We start from the raw sequence: 21,181 nt of genomic DNA, 5'->3' as shown, positions 1-21,181 counted from the left end.
TAAATCTTACCGCATTTAGTCACCAAATAACTCCGGCAGGCGATCGCGCAACTCAGCATTTAAGCGTGGCAACTCGTCCCGCATCTGTAAGTACCAATCTCGCCGCTGTCGGTAGTGTCCGCACAGCAAGCGGTTGTCCCGCACCCATTCGTAAGCATTCGCGGCTATTTTCCGGCGCCTAGAAGTGTCAGAAATCAGCGAATTTAGTTTGGTTTCAAACTCTTTTTCATATCTATAAATCAATCCTGTTTCACCTTCGACAATCGAATGTTCGTACACAGTGGGACTGGCCAGCACCGCTACTCCCCGCGCTGCACATTCAATAAATTTTAAGTCGGATTTCGTTTCGTTAACCGGGCTGGAAACAAGCGGCAGCAAAGCTATATCGCAACTATACATGATTTCTTGATACCGTTCGTAACTGCAAAACGGTTCAAATTCTTTTTGCTGTATTTTCAAGGATTCAAAAAATTTTCTGTCGTGGATTACTTTAACTCTAATCCGGTGCTTGTGGGCAACTAAAACTCGATTGAGTGCTGCCATAATCGGCTGCCAATCTTTTTCGCGGTTGAGCGCTCCAAAAAAAATTGTGATTGTATCTTCTGCGGGATAAACTCGCGGCGGAGGTAGATAAGCTAATTGATTGGGAAATACGGCAACATTTGAATTGTATTGGCGCAAAATTTTTGCGAGGGGTTCTGTAGAAGTTTGAACGCAGTGACAGCCGCGATAGCTGAGGTAATTATTATCTGCGTATTCGCGGCGGCGGATGGGATTGTCGTCAATTTCAGCTACTATTAAATAGCCTTGTTGCAACAGTTCTTTGAGTTGAGGAATATAGCCAGGATATTGCATAATTGTCCGCTGCCAAATGAAGACTTTTTCTTCTTCCGGTAGAGGGGGAATTAATCCTGCTGTTTTCACGCCGGATACGGTGCGGACACCGGGAATTGTGGCGCTAAATTTGTCCGGTTCCAAAACTCGCACACGATCGCACCCTGTAGGAGCCATAATGATAGTCTGAATCAGCAGTCTGCGCGCAGGTACGGTCGATTTTGTCGATCGCACGATATAATGTTCAGCACCGGTTTCCGTAGCAAAGCTGCTCGATGTGAGCTCTAAAGCCTTTACCATTGGATGCAGTAATTCCTGAAAGTGGACAAAATTTTCGGTTTTGTGTCCCTTCCCTTGAAATTCATAAACCTGTAATCCGGCTTGAGCAAATAGTGATTTAATACTTTCTAGGGTAAACCAGTGCTGCATCTTGTTGTCGGGATTCTCCCACTGTCCGCGCAGCAGATTGACAATGCGCCGCCAGTATTGAACATTGGGGATTCTGGCGAGAATTTGCCCCTCTGGATTCAGCAAAGCACTGTATTGATTGAGAACTTCCCAAGGGTTTTTGAGATAGGGTAGCAAGTCGCCAAAAACCAAACAATCGACGGTTCCTGGAGCGATTTCGAGACTTTCGAGGGCAATTTCTTCAATATCGGCTACCGTCACCCAGTTTAGCCGATCGACGGCAATTTTAGCTTTTTCTCGATCGCATTCAATGCCGATATACTGACAATGGGGATTGATCAGCTTGTACTCTTCACCCGTCGAACCCGTACCGCAGCCAATTTCAACAATGACTTTAGCATCCGGCGGTAGCAGCTTCAAGAGGTCGTGGTTGACGCGATCGATCACTTTGTCTAAAATTCCTGATTAGTTGATCGTAAAATAAAACAGAGCAACCCATGCCGACAGACAACCAGCCGAAGGTTAGCATTGCGATGTCAGTATACAATGGCGATCGGCACATTTGTCAAGCCTTAAATTCTCACTTGCGAACTTTTTTTATTTTCTATTCTCTTGGTCTGCGTTAAGAGCGTTTCCTTTAAATCTTATTCACCAATCCTACAAGGATTGCTATATTTGAGCATACTAAGTATGGAAGACCCGTTTTTGGATACTTAAACTAATATTTAAGGACAGTAAGTACGAAGCCGCCTATTTTTTTATTTTTTAGCAAGCCCCAACACTTCTGTCTCACATCTCATCACTTCAAACCTAATAATAAGGCGATTCCGCCGATCGCGCCAACTACCCCCAAAACAGCCCGAATGCTGACTTTTTCGCCCGCCAGCACGGCTAAAGGCAGTATAAACAGGGGACTGGTAGAACTGAGTGTTTGAGCGATTGCTGCGGGTGCATATTTCAGCGAAGTCTGTTGCAGGAAAATTCCGAGATAGGTTCCTAAAAAAGCTGCCAGAATTATGGCACCTAATATTTGTGAGGATTTTAATTGTTTGAAACTGTCAAGGTTTGTTGGCTTAAAAAAGCACAACATGACTGCCATACCACCGCTCAAACGCAAGGCGGCTGTCCACAGGGGATCAATATCTATTTGAGTGAAGGCAGCGCGGGATAAAATTGCTCCAACGGCGTGGGTTGTTTGTCCTAATAAACTAATACCTAATCCCTGCCAAAGATGTTTTGATGATAAGGTTGTTTCGGCTGTTCGTTCGGCAATTACCCAAGCTACGCCACAGATTGTTAAAAGAATGCCAGTACAAGCAATGGGCGATAACTTTTCTTGCAAAAATATTAAGCCCAATAAAGCTGTTAAAGGGGGAGATAGGGTTTCTAAAAGTAGCGTTCGCCTCGCCCCTAAATATTTTAAGACGATAAAGAAAGCGGTGTCTCCGATGCCAATTCCTAGGCCGCCGCTAATCAGCAGCATTGCTAAAATATTAGGGTTGATTGCGGGTAAAGATTTTCCTAAAATTAGTACAGTGGCAAGGATCATGAAAAGGGCGATCGCGCCTTTGAGCAAATTTAGCACGACTGCGGGGATTTGCTGTCCCACTCGCTGCCAGATGGTGGAAGATAGAGCCCAGACAAATGCAGCGCCTAAAGCGGCGATTTCACCCATAAAATCTGTTGAATGTTGACTGTTGACTGTTGACTGTTGACTGTTGACTGTTAACTGTTGACTGTTGTCATTAGTTACCAATTCGCAATTCCCTATGCCCGATTCCCGATGCCATATAAATTAGGGTTCCCGGTGGCCTACCTGGAACCCTAGGTTTATTAAGCTTTTTTAGCAGTGGGCGGTGAACATAAATCAATACCATCATGTCCGAATAGAGGAAAGAAGCAATTCGCTTGCGGTTTGGGATTGCTTCGTTCCTTTCTTCGGACACCCAATATATATGTCTACCTACTGATTAACGTTGTGGTAATTGCGGAGGTTGGGTAGGTTGAAATTGTGACCGCATATCTGTTCTTACCCAAGAACCAAAACGATCGGGACGAACGCATTCAGCATTATCTAATTCGTCTTTGAGTTTAGTGGCGAAAGATTCAAACATATCGACTAACGCCTGACGATCTGTTAAGCAACCTTGGAGAGCAATAAGTTGTTCCAGCGTCCAGTTATACAGTTGAGTGTCCCCTTGTTCAATGCGTAAATAGAACTGATTCTCAAACTGTGCCAGATTAGAGTAGAAGTTCTCAACTTCTGCCTTGATCAAGTTCATATCCAGGTAGAATTGTTGCTGTTTCAAATCTGCAAAAATCGTATTTTTGAGGTTCTGCGTGAAGTTTTGGTTCAGCTCATTTTTGACGATAGTAGAGACATCATTACGGAAGTTGAGAATCTTGTTATCCAAGCTAACATTAATGCGATTGTCAAGATCGTTGACAATATTATTAGTCACTAACTGCACGTTGCTAGTGCTAGATTGATTAACAGCCGTATTGATGCGAGCATCAATGTTAGATTCAATCTGCTGAATGACCAGATTTTTAATGTTTTGGCTTTGGTCAGCAATTTTGAGATTAACTACCGCATTAATCCGCTGATCCATGTCGTGTTGAATTTGCTGAACAATTTGAGTGTTAATATCTTGAGATAGATTAGACACTTTCAGGTTCACGACATTATCGATGCGTTGATCGATGTAAGTTTGCATCTGCTGAATCACCAGGTTCTTCACATTCTGGGTTTGATCAGAAATCTTGATGCTCACCACATTCTCAACACGCTGATCAATAGTATGTTGGAGTTGCTGAATTACCTGATTAGTGATCTCTTGAGATTGATTGGCGATTTGGACATTAACGGAGTTACTAATGCGCTCATCAATATCAGTCGATATTTGATTAATTACCTGGGTATTAATCTCTGTAGACTGATTTGCAACTTTGATGTTAACTACATTCTCAATCCGTTGCTCAAGTTCAGTTTGCATTTGCTGAACTACGAGGTTCTTAACTTCTTGAGTCTGATTAGCCACTTTGAGATTAACGACGGCCTCAACACGCTCATTGAGTTCGGTTTGCATTTGTTGCAGCACTAAGCTTTTAATCTCTTGGGTTTGTTCAGAGATTCTTAAATTCACCTGCTCGCTAACAATGCGGGGGATTCGGGAAATAAATAAGTCGTTGAGATTTTTGTTGAAGTATCCCGACCAATTGTGGAAATTCTGATTAAAACTAACTTCCATTTGTTGGGTAAGAGTTTTAAGCATAAACTCCAGCCGTGCTACCTTCATCGCTAAGTCTTTAGCTTGAGTTTGATAGCCTTTAAGCAGCCATTTTTCCAAATTGTCCCAATAAGCTTCTTTTTTCTCGTTCGGGTCACCTGTTACTGTGATGGAAGTATTGATTTGGGCTGCCATTTGCTGCCACATTTGTTCCATCTGATCTTGGTCAAAAGTGAAGTTAAATCCACTGCCAATATTGATATTTTCAGTCCCCGAGCTAGTTGTACCACCAGTGGTAACTGGTATACCACCAGAGCTAGTTGTACCACCAGTGGTAACTGATACACCACTAGAGCTAGTTGTACCACCAGAGCTAGTTGCGCTACCACCAGAGCTAGTTGCGCTACCACCACCCACTACACTAACAGTGCTGTCGCTGCTGCCACTAACAGTGCTGTCGCTGCTGCCCGTACCAGGCTTTACTGATGACTGTGCATATTCTTGGGCTACTTCTAGATCACTGATGTTATTGATTTCTAAAACAACTTGCCCTTCGTTATCTTCTATGTATGTATCAAAAAAGAAGCCGGAGAGGGTGGTTTTTTGTTTGACTTCAAAAATAACTTCATCTTTGAAGCCATTTAAGGAACACCAACTTTCGCTAAGTTCAATTCCTGTCAACTTGGAGATAAATTTTCCCCCTTGAATCAACAGTAACGCCCAAGGTTCTAATTGGAAATTTTTGGCTTCTGCTCCATAAGTGGCATTGCTTTCCCGAATTTTGACGCGATAGTTCCCTGGGGCTAACTCGATAGAATTAGCATTGGCTTTTTTAAGAGTTGAGAGATAATTGCCATCAAGCGGATAGCAGTTCGTCTCGCTATCAACGGTTAAAGTTTGGGGATTCTGTTGATTGCCAGTGATTGAAACAGTTACTTGGCCTTCATTATCATCACTATAGGTATCAAAGAATAAAGCACAGACTACAGCTTTTTCTTTGATCTCAAACTGCAATTTGTCGTTATAGCCGTTTAAAGTTGCCCAAGTTCCACCTGTCTCAACACCTGTCTTTGTGTTGATAAAGGTACTGCCATCAAGTCCATAAATCCAGAGAAAAACAAAAGGCTCACCAACGGTATTGTTGGCACTATAACTGTAAGTACCACTGGTAATTTGGATGTCAAAAGTTCCTTTGTTTAATGTCAGAGACTTAGCAACATTTTGTTGCAAGTTATTCATCTGATCGGTATTGATAACGTAACAGTTTTCTTTGGTATCAATTGTTAACAGTTTCATAGTTGCCTCCCTAGTTGTAGTAGTTGTTTGTGCCGCTTGTGTAGCTTCAGTGTTAACTTTTGAAGTGATGGTTGCGCTCACTTCTGCTGCTGGTTGATAAACCGCAATTCCTGCCCAACGACCGCTAGGCTTGGTTTGAGCCACTAATGTGCCTTTACCGGTCTGGGTATTAATGCGGATTAATTGACCGTCTTTTCCCAAGTTAAAAAATCTGCCAGTAACGCCATAAAGGACATTGCCAACAAATTCCATACTGCCAATACCAGGAAATCCGGTATCACCAATAGTTTTAACTTCGCTAGTATCGAGATTGCATCTAGCAAGTAATTTCTTCTTTTGGTAGCCAATTAATGTGATATATGCTATGCCATTGCTATCAAAGGCAACTTCACCACAGTTGTAGTCTTTATTAGCTACGGTAGCTACTGGTGTACCTTTTCCTGTTTTGATATCAAGGGCAATCAGTTGTTTAGCTGTGGTGGCATAAAGGGTTTGACGTTGGGCATTATAAGCCAAGCCGGCTGTAGCAAAGCCCGTATCCCCAATGACAGCCGTATCGCCCGTTTTGATGTCAATTTTTACGAGCTGCGTTGTGTCGCCTTCTCGATCGATGCCATAGAGCTGTGAATCAACAAAGGCAATATCATACACTTCTGTAATGATCTCACCGATGAATGTTGCTTTACCTGTGGCTAAATCAAGAGTATACAGTTTACTTAACTGATTTGAGACACAATCTTGGATATACACTGTCCCTGGAACCATAGCTAAATCCAAAGAAGATCTATTGCTTGCCTGATTACTCATCTTTTTCTGTTTTTATTACATAAAAAAGCAGATGAAAGTAACAGTGCGGTTGGTCATCAGTTATTTCAACTGATTTTGGGAAAATACTCGGCTAGCAACGACAGCCACCAGCGAGTGCGAGATAAAGTGATCAGAGATGCAGTTGGAGCTGCTTGGCTATTGAGCACAGAGCGCTTTATTAAGACATCACTAGCTTTCCTCGCAGTGGGCGGGGAGAGAATCGAACTCTCATACCTTTCGGTGTCAGATTTTGAGTCTGATGCGTCTACCAATTTCGCCACCCGCCCTTTGTGTTGGTTTCACCCTAATAACACACCGATCCATTTCCTGCCAGCAAAGATTCATAATCTTTTGAACTTGCTCAGCGATCGATCTCTCTGGCGCGCTATACTGGTACAGGATGGGACAAATGAGCCGTCTGAGCTTGTTTGAGCATATCTCCCAGTTGAGTGGTTCTGAGGTCGTCGTAGGATCGCGCCTGCGCCAAAAACGCATCTACATTCAGTTTTTGGTAATCACTTAATGTGATATATGCTATTAGACTTGTTTTGCAAAACTTTTAAGAAATCATAATCGAGGTTGCTGATGACGGTATTTCCGTTAGTGCTGATAACTCAGCATCTGCTAGAATTGGTCGCAAGTTTGCCCGATCTGGGGATGACTATTAGTCTATCTAGAAGGGTAGATAATTTTTTTTTTAGTAATAAAGCGTAACATCTTTCTGTATCCGCTCAATTATCCGGGATAAATCGCTCAACGATGCACCTCAAATGACGCAAAATCGTTCCTGAGTGGGTAGTCCGCCCCGAATTATTGAGCGGATACATCTTTCTCATCTTTCACTGGTGCGAAGTCAGCAGCAACGAGCATTTTATCGAACTCGTACTCGCTCCATGCCATAGAGTTGTGAATCAACAAAGGCAATATCATACACTTCTGTAATGATCTCACCGATGAATGTTGCTTTACCTGTGGCTAAATCAAGAGTATACAGTTTACTTAACTGATTCCAGACACAATCTTGGATATAAACTGTGCCTGGAACGATAGCTAAATCCAAAGAAGGTATATTGCTTGCCTCCTTACTCATCTTTTTCTGTTTTTATTACATAAAAAGCAGACGATAGTGCGGTTGGTCATGAGTTATTTCAACTGAAGTTCGGAAAATACTCGGCTACCAACCACAGCCACCAGCAAGGGGGATATCAAGTGATGAGATATGCACTGGGAGCTACTGGGCTACCTAGCACACAGTTTTTTATTAATACATCACTAGCTTCTTTAGCAGTGGGCGGGGAGAGAATCGAACTCTCATACCTTTCGGTGTCAGATTTTGAGTCTGATGCGTCTACCAATTTCGCCACCCGCCCTTTTTCGTTTCACCATCATAACACACCGATCGATTTCTTGCAAGCAAAGATTCATAATCTTTTGAACTTGCCCAGCGATCGATCTCTCTGGCGCGCAATACTGGTACAGGATGGGACAACTGAGCCGTCTGAGCTTGTTTGAGCATTTCTCCCAGTTGAGTGCTGCTGAGGTCGTCGTAGGATCGCGCCTGCGCCAGAAACGCATCGACATTCAGTTTGGGAGCTAAAGTCGGCGAACCTCCGGCCAGTTTCATCAACAGTGATGCTACCACTCTTGGGTCTTGAGTCGCGAGCAAGGCGGCGCGATCGCACGTAAATTCCGCACACCGCAACCATTCCAACATTTGCGCCTGCAAACCCTGCGCCAGCACGGCTCCCACAGGCGAAATTTGGCCGGCGGCCAACACAATTAAATTAGCCAGAGTCAGGTAAACTCCGTGCTCGCACTTCAAATGCCCCAACTCGTGAGCAATTACTGCCTTAACTTCCTCGTCTGTGAGCAAATCAATCAGAGAAGTGTGCATCACCACAAAAGGCTGTTTTCCCCGCATCGCAAAGGTGTAAGCATTTGGCATCGGATGCTGGCGGACATAAAGCTGCGGCACCTCCAAATCCAGAGTTTTGCAGGCATCCACTAGCAATTGATGCAGGTGCGGCAATTGATTTTCGCCGACTTGGACGCTGGAAGCCAGATTTTCCAGCATGAAAAACTGTTCGCCCAGTTGTCCCAGCAACTGCCGCACCATCAAATCCAGGCCGGGCAGTTGTTTGAGAGTGCTGGTAGCTTCCAAGTCTAGCGGGTGGCGAAACTGGTCTGCTTTTAAACCTATGAGCGGTATGTTTGACATTTTAGTCAGTTGGGAATGGGGAATTGGGAATTGGGAATTGGGCATGGGGCATGGGGAATTGGGCATGGGGAATTCTTTTGCTTCTTCCTTTTTTCCTCTTCCTTCTTCCTTCTTCCTTCTTCCTTCTTCCTTCTGACTACTTTAAACCCGATCGCACGGGATTGACAGGAGCCTCAGCAGTCGCCGGGTCTGTACCCTCTTTGACCCGCCGCAAGTTAGCTCCCAATTTTTGCAGTTTCACCTCTAACTGCTCATAGCCGCGGTCTAAGTGCTGCAAGCTGCTGATGGTGGTGACACCATCGGCTGCAAGTCCCGCTAACACTAACGCCGCCGAAGCCCGCAAATCTGTTGCCACTACCGGCGCACCCGACAGCCGCGAGACTCCGCGCACAATCGCTACATTGCCTTTCAGGCGAATGTCGGCGCCCATGCGGTTGAGTTCTGCTACGTGGCGCAGGCGATTCTCAAACACGGTTTCTTTGATCAAGCTGTCGCCTTCGCTCAGCGTCAGCAAAGCCATAAACTGAGCTTGCATATCTGTGGGGAAACCAGGGTAAGGCAGAGTTTCGATGTCTGTGGCCGAGTGAGTTTGGCCGGGAACTATCCGCAAAATGTCGGGGGATTCTGCAATAATTTTCGCCCCAATTGTCTTCAATTTGGCAATGACTGCGGTCAGGTGGTCGGGAATTACCGGCGACAAACTGATTTCGGAGTGAGTGATGGCTCCGGCTACTAAAAATGTTCCGGCTTCAATGCGATCGGGAATAATTGAATAGTCTACCGCGTGCAGCTTGGGAACTCCCGAAATGACGATCGTATTCGTGCCAGCGCCTTGAATTTTTGCTCCCATGGCGCGGCAGAAATTCGCCAAATCTGCAACTTCCGGCTCTTGAGCCGCATTTTCAATCACGGTTTCTCCTTCAGCCAGAGTTGCCGCCATCATCAAAGTTTCAGTTGCGCCGACGCTGGGGTAGTCCAAATAAATTTTGGCTCCTTTCAGGCGGCGGTTTGGCCCTTTGACGTAAGCGTGAACGGTACCGTGGTCAATGTGGACTTCGGCACCGAGGGCTTGCAGACCACGAACGTGGAGTTCAACGGGTCGCGCACCGATGGCGCACCCACCGGGCAAGGGCACTTTGGCAAATCCCAAACGCGCTAGGAGTGGGCCGATGATGAAGAAGCTCGCCCGCAGTTGGCTGACTAATTCGTAGGGGGCTTGAGCGTCTATGAGGTTGCTGGCGTTGATGTCTAAAACGTCCCCGTTCTGCTGTAATTTGACTCCTACAGCCGAGAGAATTTGCCCCATGCGGGCGACATCGACTAGACCGGGAACGTTGCGGAGACGGCAATCCTCTGGGCATAGCAGGGTTCCTGCCATGACGACTAAGGCCGAGTTTTTGGCGCCGCTGATTTTGACGTGTCCTTTAAGGGGTTCGCGACCCCAAATTTGTAATACTTGTTGTTCGTCGCTTTCAGGGGAAGCTGGCAGGTTAGATGAGTTCTGAGCTGGTGTAATGGGTTTGCCCTCCATAATGCGCTTCGTTACTTTATACATTATTAATTTTGGTTCGATTTTACCGGAAAGTTTTTATATGTCTAGGGGTAACATTAGGAATTCTTGGCATTATATTTGCCAACCTTCAGTCGGGGCAAGGCTTTCAGGTTTGAGCGTACAAATAATGTCGATCGAGTCTCATGAAGTTATCTGTATCAAAATTTACGTTCATTTGTAGCGTTCGCTCGGATCTCAGATGTTGTACCTTTGTCAACGATCTTTTTAAGTAAAAGCAGACTCTGTTGTTGACAAAGGTGTAAGATATCGGTTCGATCGACAATGCTAGAAAGTTAACACATTGTCGATCGCCCCATTGCCTGTGCTACCCTGTGACAACAACCTAGAGCCAAAGCTACTCCTAGCATATGGTTCACATTAAGCGGATCGAACTGACTAACTTTAAATCTTTTGGCGGCACGACGGCCATTCCCGTGCTGCCCGGTTTTACTGTGGTTTCCGGGCCCAACGGTTCTGGGAAGTCCAACATCCTCGACGCTTTGCTGTTTTGTCTCGGACTTTCGAGTTCTAAGGGAATGCGGGCTGAACGTTTGCCGGATTTGGTGAACAGCGCCCAAAACAAACGCGGTACGATCGAAGCTAGCGTGACTGCGACTTTTGCGCTGGAAGATGTGGGAGAGGAATGGTTCACCCGGGATGAAGATGAGGAGGAAAATGCAGCAGATGAGTTATCTGTTGAAGCAGAGGAAGTCGAAGGGATAGAAAATGCCGAAACTCAAGACAACAACGGCCAATCATCTGCTAATCGAGAATCGCCTCTATCTGTTGAAGAAGTCGCAGGGATAGAAACTGCCGAAAATCAAGACAACAACGGCCAATCATCTGTTAATCGAAAATCCAAAATCCCAAATCCAAAATCGGATGAGTTATCTGTTGAAGACGTAGAAGAGATTGAAATCGCAGCAACTCAAGACAACAACGGACAACTACTCGCTACCAATCGAAAATCCAAAATCCAAAATCCAAAACCGGATGAGTGGAGTGTGACCCGCAAACTTCGGGTAACTCGCCAAGGTACTTACACTTCAACTTATTACATTAACGGCCAACCTTGCACCCTGACTCAACTTCACGAACAACTCAACCGCTTGCGAATTTATCCCGAAGGCTATAACGTCGTGCTGCAAGGAGACGTTACCAGCATTATTTCGATGAATTCTAAGGAACGCAGAGAAATCATTGACGAATTAGCTGGCGTGGCTCAGTTCGATCGCAAAATCTCTTTAGCTAGGCAGAAGTTGGATGAAGTTAAGGAGGTGGAAGAACGCAGCCGCATTGTAGAAAAAGAGCTGATTTCTCAGCGCGATAGACTGGCTTCCGATCGCACAAAAGCGGAAAAATATCAAAAATTGCGGGCTGAATTTCAAGAAAAATCGCAGTGGGAAATAGTGCTGAAATTCCGCCAATTGCAGCAGCAAGAATGGAAGCTGCGAGAACAAATCGAAACGGGCGATCGTACTTCGGCATCTCTCACCGAACAACTGCAAGCAATTAACACCCAAATTCAAGCAGCAACCGCCGAACTTGAAGCGCTGAATGCCCGCGTTAAAGCTTTGGGAGAGTCGGAATTGTTGGCTTTGCAAGCGACGATTGCGACTCAGGAAGCGGAACGGCGGCAACTGCAAAACCGCAAACAAGATTTGGAAAAAACTGCTGGGCAAATGGCGGCTAACATAGCACAAACCGAGGAAGAAGTTCGCCAATTCCGGCAAAGTTTGGAGCAAATTGAGATTGAAATATCTTATGTTAAGTCTCAAATAGGAACTTTGCAGGAACAGCGGGATGCAGCGCAGCAAAGTTTAGATGAAAATCGGGAAGTTGCAAATGCGATCGCGTCGACGGCCGAAGTTTGGGTACAGCAGCAAACGGAATTGCACCGCCAAATCGAAACAATTCAACAAACTTTGGAACCGCAGCGTACAGAACAAGCTACCATTGGCGAAAGAGCCGATCGCCTGCACAGCCAAATTCAAGAACAAAACCAATCGCTGCAAGTATTGGAACAGGAAATTGCAGCGAAAAAAGAGCAGCAATCTCGCCTTGTGGAAACCAAAGGCGTTGCATCTTTGCAAGTAGAATCGCTAAATCAGATTTTAGTCGAAGCCGAACAAGAATTGCAACTGCAACAGGAAACTCAAACTCGTTTGTTGGAAGAACAGCGGGAAAGACAGCGCAAATTAGACAAGCTAGAAGTGCAGTTTCAAGCACTGCAAGAAGCGACGGGAACGTTTACTGCAAAAATTGTCGCGCAAAGCGCAATTGGCGGAGTTTGCGGCTTGGTGGCTCAACTCGGCAGGGTCGAACCGCGCTATCAATTGGCGCTGGAAATAGCGGCGGGCGGGCGCATGGGAAATATGGTGGTGGAAGATGACAGCGTGGCTGCTGCTGCGATCGAATTGTTGAAACAAAAACGGGCGGGAAGGATGACGTTTTTGCCTTTGAATAAGATTAGAGGTGGCAGGTATTCGGTGAATGAAAATTTGCGGCGCGCGGCTGGGTTTGTGGATGCGGCTGTTAATTTGATTGATTGCGATTCCCGGTATCAGGAAATTTTTGCTTACGTTTTTGGCAGTACGGTTGTGTTTAGTAACCTCAGCGACGCCCGCCGCTATTTGGGACAGTACCGGATTGTCACTTTGGACGGGGAAATTTTGGAAACTAGCGGGGCGATGACTGGGGGAAGTTCTACTAATAGATCTACTTTGCATTTTGGCACGGTTGAGGCTAGTGAGGCTGCTAGTGAAGCCAGGACGATCGCATCTCTGCAAGAAAGGTTGGAGGAAATTGAGCGGATTTTGGAACGGTGCAAAATTGCGATCGATCGCGCTTCTGTTGCAGTCAAAACTCGCAGCCAAGAATTGATGGAAGCGAAACAAAATTTGCGCGAACATCAGTTGCGCTTGGAACAGTTGGAGTCAGAAATTAAGAATTTGCAAGCGCAACAGGAACAAGTGCGATCGCAAATTGCGAAAAATACACAGGAATTAACTAATTCGCGATCGAGATTGCAGTTGCTGGAGAGAGAATTGCCCGCCCAGGAAACTCAATTGCAGCAATACCGCCAAACTTTGGCGCAGTTGGAAGAGTCCAACAGTCACAGCGAATGGCAGCAAATGCAATCGAGTTTGCGCGCTCTGGAAGCGCAACTCCAAGAGCGAGAATTGGCTCTGAGAAACGTCCAGCAGCGCCTTGTAGACTTGGAAAATCAATTCGGGCGTTTGGAAGACAAAATTAAGGAAGGCAGCGAGAAGTTGCAGGAATGGCAAGTGCAGCAAAATGCGGGGGCGGAGGCACTCGATCGCATTGTTTCGCAGCAGTTAGAACTTGATCGGCAAATTGCCGAAGCTAAGGCGGCTTTGGGGGAAATTGAGGAAAAATTGGGCGTGCAGAAAGGAGAGCGCGATCGGGCGGAATCTCAACTGCGAGAACAGCATTTAGCCAAACAACAGTTACAATGGCAGTTGCAAAAACTCCACGAAACCCAGCAAGAACGCCGGGAACAATTGGCCGCAATCCGTACTCTATTGGAAGCGCAGCGGGCGGAAATGCCCGACCCCGTGCCGTCGATTCCTGAAAATGTCGAGAAAGCCAATTTAACGGAATTGCAGCAAGAAGTAAAGGCGATCGCCAAACGCATTCAAGCTTTAGAACCTGTCAATATGCTAGCCTTGGAAGAGTACAACCGCACTCAAGAACGCCTTCAAGAATTGAGTCAAAAATTGACGACATTGGAAGGAGAACGCACTGAACTGCTGTTGAGAATCGAAAATTTTACCACACTGAGGCGGCGCGCTTTTAAGGAAGCTTTTGACGCGGTTAACGAGAACTTCCAGACTATCTTTGCGGAACTTTCCGAAGGCGATGGCTATCTCCAGCTAGATGACCAGGAAGACCCCTTCAGCAGTGGCTTGAATTTGGTGGCTCACCCGAAGGGCAAACCCGTACAGCGGCTGGCTTCCATGTCTGGAGGCGAAAAGTCATTGACGGCGCTGAGTTTTATTTTTGCGCTGCAACGCTACCGCCCGTCTACGTTCTACGCTTTTGATGAAGTGGATATGTTTCTGGATGGGGCAAATGTGGAGCGATTAGCTAGAATGATAAAACGACAGTCTGAACAAGCCCAGTTTATTGTTGTGAGTTTGCGGCGACCTATGATTCAATCGGCTGAGCGTACAATTGGTGTTACTCAAGCACGGGGAGCTTATACTCAAGTCATAGGGCTGAAGTTGTAGTCCCGGAGTTTCTGTTAACGCTCGTGTTGAGTGATATATGTACTTAATAAATCAGGATTAAAGTTAGAATGACATCCGAACAAATCTGCCAACGCTCAGACATTCTAGGCACTCAGGTCATCACCCGCGACAGAGGTAAACGCTTGGGGGTGGTTAGTCAATTGTGGGTGGACATCGATCGGCGGGAAGTTGTGGCGATCGGTCTGCGTGATAATATATTTGCGGTCGCTGGAATGCCGAAGTTTATGTTCCTCAGCAATGTTAGTGAAATCGGCGACGTGCTGTTGGTGGAAGATGAGAGCGCGCTCGAAGACGATGTTGATGTTGAAGTCTACAGCATTTTGATTAACAGCGAAGTTATTACCGAAACTGGCGAACTTTTGGGTAGGGTGCGGGGCTTTAGGTTCGACCCCGAAGACGGTAAGTTAGTTTCTATAATTATCGCTTCCTTGGGAATCCCCCAAATCCCCGACCAAGTTCTCAGCACTTACGAGTTGGGGATTGAAGAAATTGTCAGCAGCGGCCCGAATCGCTTGATTGTGTTTGAAGGTTCCGAGGAAAGGCTCAGGCAGCTTAGTGTGGGTTTGCTGGAGCGCGTTGGTTTGGGTCAAGCACCTTGGGAACGAGAAGAGGACGAGGCAGGTTATTATCCTAAACCCGTGGCTACGGGAAATCAATTGGGCCCGGGCGTGCGGATACCTGCACCGGAAATGCGGAGCCGGGTAGCTGCGCCTGCGGTGGAGGAAGTTCCTTGGGATGAGGATTTAGAGTGGAATCGGCCTGCGGTTCGCCAGCCGCCGATGCGCGCGGTGCAGGCACAGCCGCAGCCCATCGACGATTACGAGGATTACGAAGAGGATAATTGGGGTGGCGAGGAGGACGATTACGAAGAGGAGGAGTACGAGGAGAAGCCGCAATACACTCGCCCTGAGATTTCTCGCCCCAAGCAGCCGGTGGTGCAGTACGAGTACGAGGATGATGTGGAGGCCGATGCTTGGGCTGACGATGAGGCACCGAAGCCTTACCAGGCTCCTCGGGTGAATATCCCTGAGAAAACTAAGACTCCTGAGTATGAGGAGGAGCCTGGTTATTAGAAATTAATCAATTGGTTGGGCGGGTTTACGAGATTGTTTGTTTTAGACATAGATAGTTGTGAAATCCGCCCCTACAATGGCTTGTAGGGGCGGGTTTTACCAAGCATATCGGCGTAAAACCAACAATATAATAAACCCGCTCCCGCCCAACGAATAATCGGAATCTACATTTTTTTGGACTATCTCGAACATCAGGTTAATCTAGATTATCGGCTGTGTGGGGGCGGGTTTATCTAAATTGTTGGTGAACCTCAAATATTGTTTGTAAAACCCGCCCCTACGCTAAATTATGAAAAAAAACTTTATTAAAACCTCTATTTTCAGATTAATAACTTATCTAATTTTTCCCGTTTTTTTATCCACCACCACGGCTGAAATTGTCTTGCGAGTTGCGGGATACAAACCCTGGCAAATAGAAAATGTTGATGTTGCAGTCGAACCAAAAGGTAACTTTTTTACCAAAGACTCAGAACTAGGCTACAAGCATTTGCCGGGTAAATTCAAGGTGACACTTAACGGCAATTACTCATTTAATGCCACTCATCTAAATAATAGTTTAAGAATAACTCATCCCCTCAATACTTACAATCAATCCTCAAAAAAACCTGAAATTTGGATTTTTGGCTGTTCTTTTACCTACGGTTGGTCATTGAATGATAGCGAAACTTATGCTTGGTTGCTGCAAGAGAAATTACCCAAATATGAAATAGTGAATTTCGGGGTTAACGGCTACGGCACGCTGCACTCGTTGATTCAATTCAAAGAAGCACTCAAACAAGCAAATAAACCCCAAATTGCGGTGATTGCTTATGCGGGTTTTCACGACCGCCGCAATACTTTGTTAAGAGCGAGAAGAAAGCAAATGGCTGCTTGGAATAAACTGGGTATTTTATTCCAGCCCGATGCTAGGCTGAATGGAGAAAATAATTTTACCTACAAGATGGCAAAGCTTGAATATCACGAGTTCCCCCTGATGCGGGTTTCTGCATTAAGCCATTTTTTGGAGGTTAATTACAATCAATTTGAAGAGGGATTATATAGAAGCCATGAGGTTTCTAAGGCAATTATTGAAGAGTTTCACCGTGTGGCTGAGGCTAATGGCGTTAAGTTAGTCGTGGCAGGAATTAATGCGGGTTCTGCTAAGATGTTGGCGGAGTTAAGTCAGGAGGGAATTGCTACGGCGGATATTTCGGTTGATTTGAAAGTACCTGCCAATAATAATTTACCTCATGACCTTCATCCAAGTGCGATCGCCAATCGGCAATATGCAGAAAAGTTGGAAGTTTTTTTGCAAGGTACTGTTTTAAGGTAAGTTAATGAACCGCGAAGGCGCAAAGGGCGCGAAGGAATAGAGAAAGAGGAAGTTTATAAGTTATTTAGGGTTGCGAGAGTGATGGGATTATTGGATTTGGTTTCTTTTAAATTGCCTCGCAAGAGTTTGATTGATGGCTTTTTTCTGTTTTTACTTGTTCTTGTAACAGTTGCAGTAACATCAATCTATGTATCCAGCGAACATACTTTTTATTGGTGGGATTACGCGGGCTACAACACCGCTACAGTCAACACGGCCAATTTATTTCGAGACTCGCCCGATAAAGCATGGCGCGGAGTTATAGAATCGCTATCTAAGGAAAAAAATCTATTAATCTCTTTGCCGTTAGTGCCATTTATTCTCTTATTTGGCGAATCTCGGCTGAGTTACATTCTCAGTATATCCCTGATTTATGTGCTGCCGTTTCGCCTGTTGCTGGGGGCAATTTCTGCAAAGCTAATTCCAGTTTATCCGCGCCGGGTGTTTTGGTCAACTGTGCTGCTGAGTTTATTAATTCCGATGAGTTGGATACCGACTCTGCGGGGATATCTGGATACTGGCGGCTGTGTGTTTGTAGCCTTGGCAATTTGGGTTTATTTGCAGGATGTTAAGCTGAAATCTTGGTGGAAAATCCCGTTAATTGGGTTTTTGCTGGCGGCGGCGATTCTGTTGAGACGCCATTTTGCTTATAGTGCGATCGCCTTTTTGGGTGCAGCGACTTTACAGGCTTTCATCGAGTTTATTGTACTAATATACCGTAAAAAAACGGCATTGTCGTCTCCAAAAGACAAGGACGCGGCAGCGCCGTTTGCCTACAGATGCTTGTTTGAATCCGGTGTAAAATTGGGCTTGATAGCTGTAACTAGCTTGAGTATTTTAATGTTGGTAGCGGGAGATTTTACTCGCAGTGCTCTGACGGTTGACTACCGCAATTTGTATGTCGCTTGGAGTTTGCCTGTAAGTGATATTTTAACTCGTTATGCGGATTTTTACGGTTTGGGAACTTGGCTGCTGGTACTGATTGGTTTTTCTGCGGGAATTCTCACCCGAATGCTGGTTCCGGCGGCTATTTTTGTTTCGTTGTTTGGGGTTTTGTCGCTGATTGAATGGCTGTTAGTGTTGCGTTACGGCTACTTGCACTATACAATTCATATTACACCGATCGCACTTTTAGGACTATCCACATTTTTCTGGACAACGTGGCTGACACTCAAGGGAAAAATCCGGTATTTCATGCTGGGCGCGGCGGGTTTGTACCTGGTTGTCAATGCCGCAGTCGGGTTAATTCCTCTCAAAATTGATTTGCCAAGACTGTTTGTGGGTAATTTTCCGCCGTTAGTGCGATCGGATTACGACGAAGTTGTAAAATTAGTAGAGTTTCTGCGAAAATTAGCACCGAATGAAGAACCGATTTATATTGCCGGTGCTTCTAACAGTTTTAATGCTAACATCCTCAGACAAGCCAACCGAAAATTAAACCCGCCGGAGGGTTGGTGGAAATTAAATACAATCGGGAGGCCGCAAATTGACTCGCGCGATACTTACCCGCTACCGGAGTTGTTACAGTCACAATATGCGGTGGTTGCGGTACCTTTTCAGCAGGTATTACCGACTGACGAACAAGTTTTGCGATCGCACGAACAAGATGTTGTTAAAGTTGTGTACGATGCCTTTACTCAAAACTGGGAAATTGCCCGCGATTTCCAATTGCTACCGGAACAGTTTAAGCTAGAAAACGGCGTGACTGTCAGCGTTTACCGGAGGGTGCGGCCGACTGATACAGCAACGGCAGTTAGGACTCTGGAGGCGATGCAGCGGCAAATAGTCGATCGACCAGGCACGCAGTTAGATTGGATTAGTTTGCATCAATCAATCTACACAAGTGCCAATTATTCAATCAGTCAAGAATCGAATAACCTATATAATATTGTAACTAATTCAATTAAAAACAGCAAGAAAATCGATACATCTTTCCTGTATTTAGGTTCAATCTCAGACAAAGTGAAAGTTACCGGCAAACTCAATTTACCTAACAAACAATGTCCGGGACTTGTCCTGCGCTTGACTTTGTGGGACAAGCAAGGTAAATTAATAGACTCAGCAGAAATGGCTTATAGTTCAAAAAGTGCGATCGGCTTAAATCTATTAGTTGAGGGCAAAAATCCCATTTATCTGCTGCTTGAGGTATTGAGTAGCAGCAAACAAGATTTATCAAACCAATGCCAACTGGAGATTAACAATTTGGCTGTCAGTAGGTAGGTGGAACCGTCAATGCAAAAACATCAAAAATCCCACTGGTATTTTAATCTATCTCTCTATACTTTTGTCATCATCGGCTCCCTGATGGCCACTGGGTATATTTTCCCGATAGGAGGCAACTTTCCCGAAGTGCCACCAATTCAATTGATGTTAAATCCTGAACTCTATAAAAATGACTATTACGTTCAGGAAATGGTTAAGTTTAATCCGAGATATTACTATTATTATATTATCTATTTGCTCGCAAATATAGGAACCAGCATTCCCCTAGCGCACTTTATTTATCAATTCCTCGCCTTCGGTTCATTTATCCTAGCTTGCTACGCAATTATCAATATCTATACTAATTCCAAGCTGCCTGCAGCAGCGATGGCTTTTTTATGTATAGCCGCTTCATTTACAGATGTTGGTAACACCCTGATATTTTCCACCAAATCAGTACCCAGTACCTTCGCAATGGGTTTCGCAATCTGGGGAATTTACTTTAGTTTGCGCCAGAAATGGCTGACCGGATATTTATTTTTTGGACTGGGTTGTTTGCTGCAATTTTTAGTTGGTTTGTTGCCGGGATTGATGATGGTTCCCGTTTTATTTATTGAATCTGTAAGACAGCGGAAGTTTAAAACATTGATTTTGGCGATCGCACTTTTAGCAGCAATGGCAAGTATCGTTTACGTACCGATGTTATTAACAGGTACTACCAGCACTCACACTATCGACAACGCTGAGTTTGTCTACATTCATGCGAAAGTCCGCAACCCCCACCACATCCTCCCGTCAAATTGGGATGTCGGGAATTGGTTCAACTTTATATGTTTTATAATGGGTGGCTTGCTGTGCATCAAAAATTCCGACTTCTTGCCAAAAGAAGACAAAGTTAATTTTTATATAATTATTGGTACATCCCTTTTTGGGCTGTTTCTAAATTACATATTTGTAGAAATTTACCCGGTGGCTTTTATCGCCAAACTACAGTTAGCTAGAACCGTACCTTTTGCTCAATTAATTATATTTATTGCTGTTGCCTTGACGGTAGAACAAATTTACAGAGACAAACAAATAGCTGTTAGCTTGTTGCTGTTAGCTATTCTAACTTTGCCTTTTCGGGGTATCCTTTTCTTAGGATTATCAGTTTGGCAAACAAAAAAATACGTATTTCCCAAACGATATAATCTATTGTTGTGGATTATAGCAGCAGGCACGGTAATTTTCAGCTTGATATATCCGCTGACTGATTCATGGGAAATAATGGGCGATCGAATAATTAGTATCCCCATCTTTTTCTCAATCCTCGCCTTCCCATTCATTTTAGAAAAAACATCCCTAGCTACATCTATAAAACAGACTATAACTCACACATTAGCCTTAATAACTACCGCCACCTTAGTTTTTGGAGTAGCAGGAATTATGCCCCAACCTATATTAAATGTATTTCACACAAGAGTTAATATCAATGCCGTTCCCAGGGACGACTTAAGCAAATTAGCTGTGCGATTTTCGCAAATTAGCAGCCGAGATTCACTCGTATTAATTCCACCTTCAGTTACCAGCTTTCAGTTTTTCTCCGAAAGAGCGATTGTCGTCAACTTCAAAAACTTTCCCTTTACCGAAAAAGGCATCAAAGAATGGCAAAGTCGCATGGAAACCGTTTTAGGAGTGCCATTAAACCCGCAAATGATCTGGGGAGGAAATGACTTTTTCATCCGCCGCAGCAGTGCAGATTTAGTCAAAGTAGCCAAAAACTATCATGCCGATTATATCCTGACTCGTACTGACTGGCATCCAAATATTCCAGGGGAAATCGCAGACAAACAAGGCAAATGGATACTGTATAAAATTAGGTATAGTTATTTCAAATAAAAATGAGACACTAAGTTGCACAATAAGCGCGAATAATCTCATCAAGAGATGTGGCAGA

The 21,181-nt window shown here is 44.9% G+C and carries 12 protein-coding genes and 2 tRNA genes; 6 read left to right on the top strand and 8 right to left on the bottom strand.

The window, feature by feature from the left end; translation table 11 throughout:
- Positions 1 to 15: 15 nt before the first annotated feature.
- The 7 genes from QUA07_RS18635 to QUA07_RS18605 form a co-directional block, all read right to left on the bottom strand.
- Positions 16 to 1,689 (bottom strand): methyltransferase domain-containing protein, encoded by a 1,674-nt coding sequence (locus QUA07_RS18635; protein ID WP_333327741.1) that lies wholly within the window; start codon positions 1,687 to 1,689, stop codon positions 16 to 18.
- Between the two features lie 352 nt (positions 1,690 to 2,041).
- Entirely contained in the window at positions 2,042 to 2,917 is an 876-nt protein-coding gene (locus QUA07_RS18630) for a DMT family transporter (protein ID WP_333327882.1), read from the bottom strand.
- 295 nt (positions 2,918 to 3,212) lie between these two features.
- On the bottom strand, positions 3,213 to 6,575 hold the full coding sequence (locus QUA07_RS18625; RefSeq protein WP_333327738.1) for a hypothetical protein: 3,363 nt from the start codon (positions 6,573 to 6,575) through the stop codon (positions 3,213 to 3,215).
- Between the two features lie 205 nt (positions 6,576 to 6,780).
- A tRNA-Leu gene (locus QUA07_RS18620) sits at positions 6,781 to 6,862 on the bottom strand.
- Positions 6,863 to 7,446: 584 nt separating this feature from the next.
- Complete coding sequence (locus tag QUA07_RS18615; RefSeq protein WP_333327735.1) at positions 7,447 to 7,665, bottom strand: hypothetical protein; 219 nt, start codon at positions 7,663 to 7,665, stop codon at positions 7,447 to 7,449.
- A gap of 198 nt (positions 7,666 to 7,863) precedes the next feature.
- Positions 7,864 to 7,945: transfer RNA gene (locus QUA07_RS18610), tRNA-Leu, on the bottom strand.
- A complete protein-coding gene (locus QUA07_RS18605) occupies positions 7,924 to 8,793 on the bottom strand; it encodes a M48 family metallopeptidase (protein ID WP_333327732.1) in 870 nt (289 codons plus the stop codon). Before QUA07_RS18605 ends, QUA07_RS18610 begins: the two co-directional genes overlap by 22 nt.
- Here QUA07_RS18605 and QUA07_RS18600 point away from each other — a divergent pair.
- The gene (locus tag QUA07_RS18600; protein ID WP_333290653.1) at positions 8,783 to 8,929 is read left to right on the top strand and encodes a hypothetical protein; all 147 of its coding nucleotides are present in this window, start codon (positions 8,783 to 8,785) and stop codon (positions 8,927 to 8,929) included. The genes QUA07_RS18605 and QUA07_RS18600 overlap by 11 nt on opposite strands.
- On the opposite strand, the gene murA is transcribed toward QUA07_RS18600, so the two are convergent.
- Positions 8,930 to 10,348 carry a UDP-N-acetylglucosamine 1-carboxyvinyltransferase gene (murA, locus tag QUA07_RS18595; protein ID WP_333327728.1) on the bottom strand — a complete coding sequence of 473 codons (1,419 nt, stop codon included), beginning with the start codon at positions 10,346 to 10,348 and terminating at the stop codon, positions 8,930 to 8,932.
- Positions 10,349 to 10,713: 365 nt separating this feature from the next.
- Here murA and smc point away from each other — a divergent pair, with 365 nt between their 5' ends.
- The 5 genes from smc to QUA07_RS18570 all read left to right on the top strand — a co-directional run bounded on the left by smc (position 10,714) and on the right by QUA07_RS18570 (position 21,123).
- Positions 10,714 to 14,598, top strand: a complete 3,885-nt coding sequence (gene smc, locus QUA07_RS18590) for a chromosome segregation protein SMC (protein ID WP_333327725.1) — start codon at positions 10,714 to 10,716, stop codon at positions 14,596 to 14,598.
- Positions 14,599 to 14,666: 68 nt separating this feature from the next.
- Positions 14,667 to 15,692 carry a PRC-barrel domain-containing protein gene (locus QUA07_RS18585; RefSeq protein WP_333327722.1) on the top strand — a complete coding sequence of 342 codons (1,026 nt, stop codon included), beginning with the start codon at positions 14,667 to 14,669 and terminating at the stop codon, positions 15,690 to 15,692.
- A gap of 289 nt (positions 15,693 to 15,981) precedes the next feature.
- Positions 15,982 to 17,004, top strand: a complete 1,023-nt coding sequence (locus tag QUA07_RS18580; RefSeq protein WP_333327719.1) for an SGNH/GDSL hydrolase family protein — start codon at positions 15,982 to 15,984, stop codon at positions 17,002 to 17,004.
- Positions 17,005 to 17,085: 81 nt separating this feature from the next.
- Positions 17,086 to 19,263 carry a hypothetical protein gene (locus QUA07_RS18575; protein ID WP_333327716.1) on the top strand — a complete coding sequence of 726 codons (2,178 nt, stop codon included), beginning with the start codon at positions 17,086 to 17,088 and terminating at the stop codon, positions 19,261 to 19,263.
- A 12-nt stretch (positions 19,264 to 19,275) separates the two neighbouring features.
- A complete protein-coding gene (locus QUA07_RS18570) occupies positions 19,276 to 21,123 on the top strand; it encodes a DUF6798 domain-containing protein (RefSeq protein WP_333327713.1) in 1,848 nt (615 codons plus the stop codon).
- The last annotated feature ends 58 nt before the right edge of the window (positions 21,124 to 21,181 follow it).

The sequence above is a fragment of the Microcoleus sp. T3_A4 genome (genome assembly GCF_036700465.1).
Classification (GTDB): Bacteria; Cyanobacteriota; Cyanobacteriia; order Cyanobacteriales; family Microcoleaceae; genus Microcoleus.
The sequence above is the reverse complement of the archived record's forward strand: the minus strand, read 5'-3'. Positions and strand labels throughout refer to the sequence as shown.

Excerpts from the sequence above, each read along its gene's own strand:
- QUA07_RS18630 (WP_333327882.1), bottom strand. The coding sequence starts at position 2,917 with ATGGGTGAAATCGCCGCTTTAGGCGCTGCATTTGTCTGGGCTCTATCT.
- QUA07_RS18625 (WP_333327738.1), bottom strand. The coding sequence starts at position 6,575 with ATGAGTAATCAGGCAAGCAATAGATCTTCTTTGGATTTAGCTATGGTT.
- QUA07_RS18615 (WP_333327735.1), bottom strand. The coding sequence starts at position 7,665 with ATGAGTAAGGAGGCAAGCAATATACCTTCTTTGGATTTAGCTATCGTT.
- QUA07_RS18600 (WP_333290653.1), top strand. The coding sequence starts at position 8,783 with ATGTTTGACATTTTAGTCAGTTGGGAATGGGGAATTGGGAATTGGGAA.
- QUA07_RS18605 (WP_333327732.1), bottom strand. The coding sequence starts at position 8,793 with ATGTCAAACATACCGCTCATAGGTTTAAAAGCAGACCAGTTTCGCCAC.
- murA (WP_333327728.1), bottom strand. The coding sequence starts at position 10,348 with ATGTATAAAGTAACGAAGCGCATTATGGAGGGCAAACCCATTACACCA.
- smc (WP_333327725.1), top strand. The coding sequence starts at position 10,714 with ATGGTTCACATTAAGCGGATCGAACTGACTAACTTTAAATCTTTTGGC.
- QUA07_RS18585 (WP_333327722.1), top strand. The coding sequence starts at position 14,667 with ATGACATCCGAACAAATCTGCCAACGCTCAGACATTCTAGGCACTCAG.
- QUA07_RS18580 (WP_333327719.1), top strand. The coding sequence starts at position 15,982 with ATGAAAAAAAACTTTATTAAAACCTCTATTTTCAGATTAATAACTTAT.
- QUA07_RS18575 (WP_333327716.1), top strand. The coding sequence starts at position 17,086 with ATGGGATTATTGGATTTGGTTTCTTTTAAATTGCCTCGCAAGAGTTTG.
- QUA07_RS18570 (WP_333327713.1), top strand. The coding sequence starts at position 19,276 with ATGCAAAAACATCAAAAATCCCACTGGTATTTTAATCTATCTCTCTAT.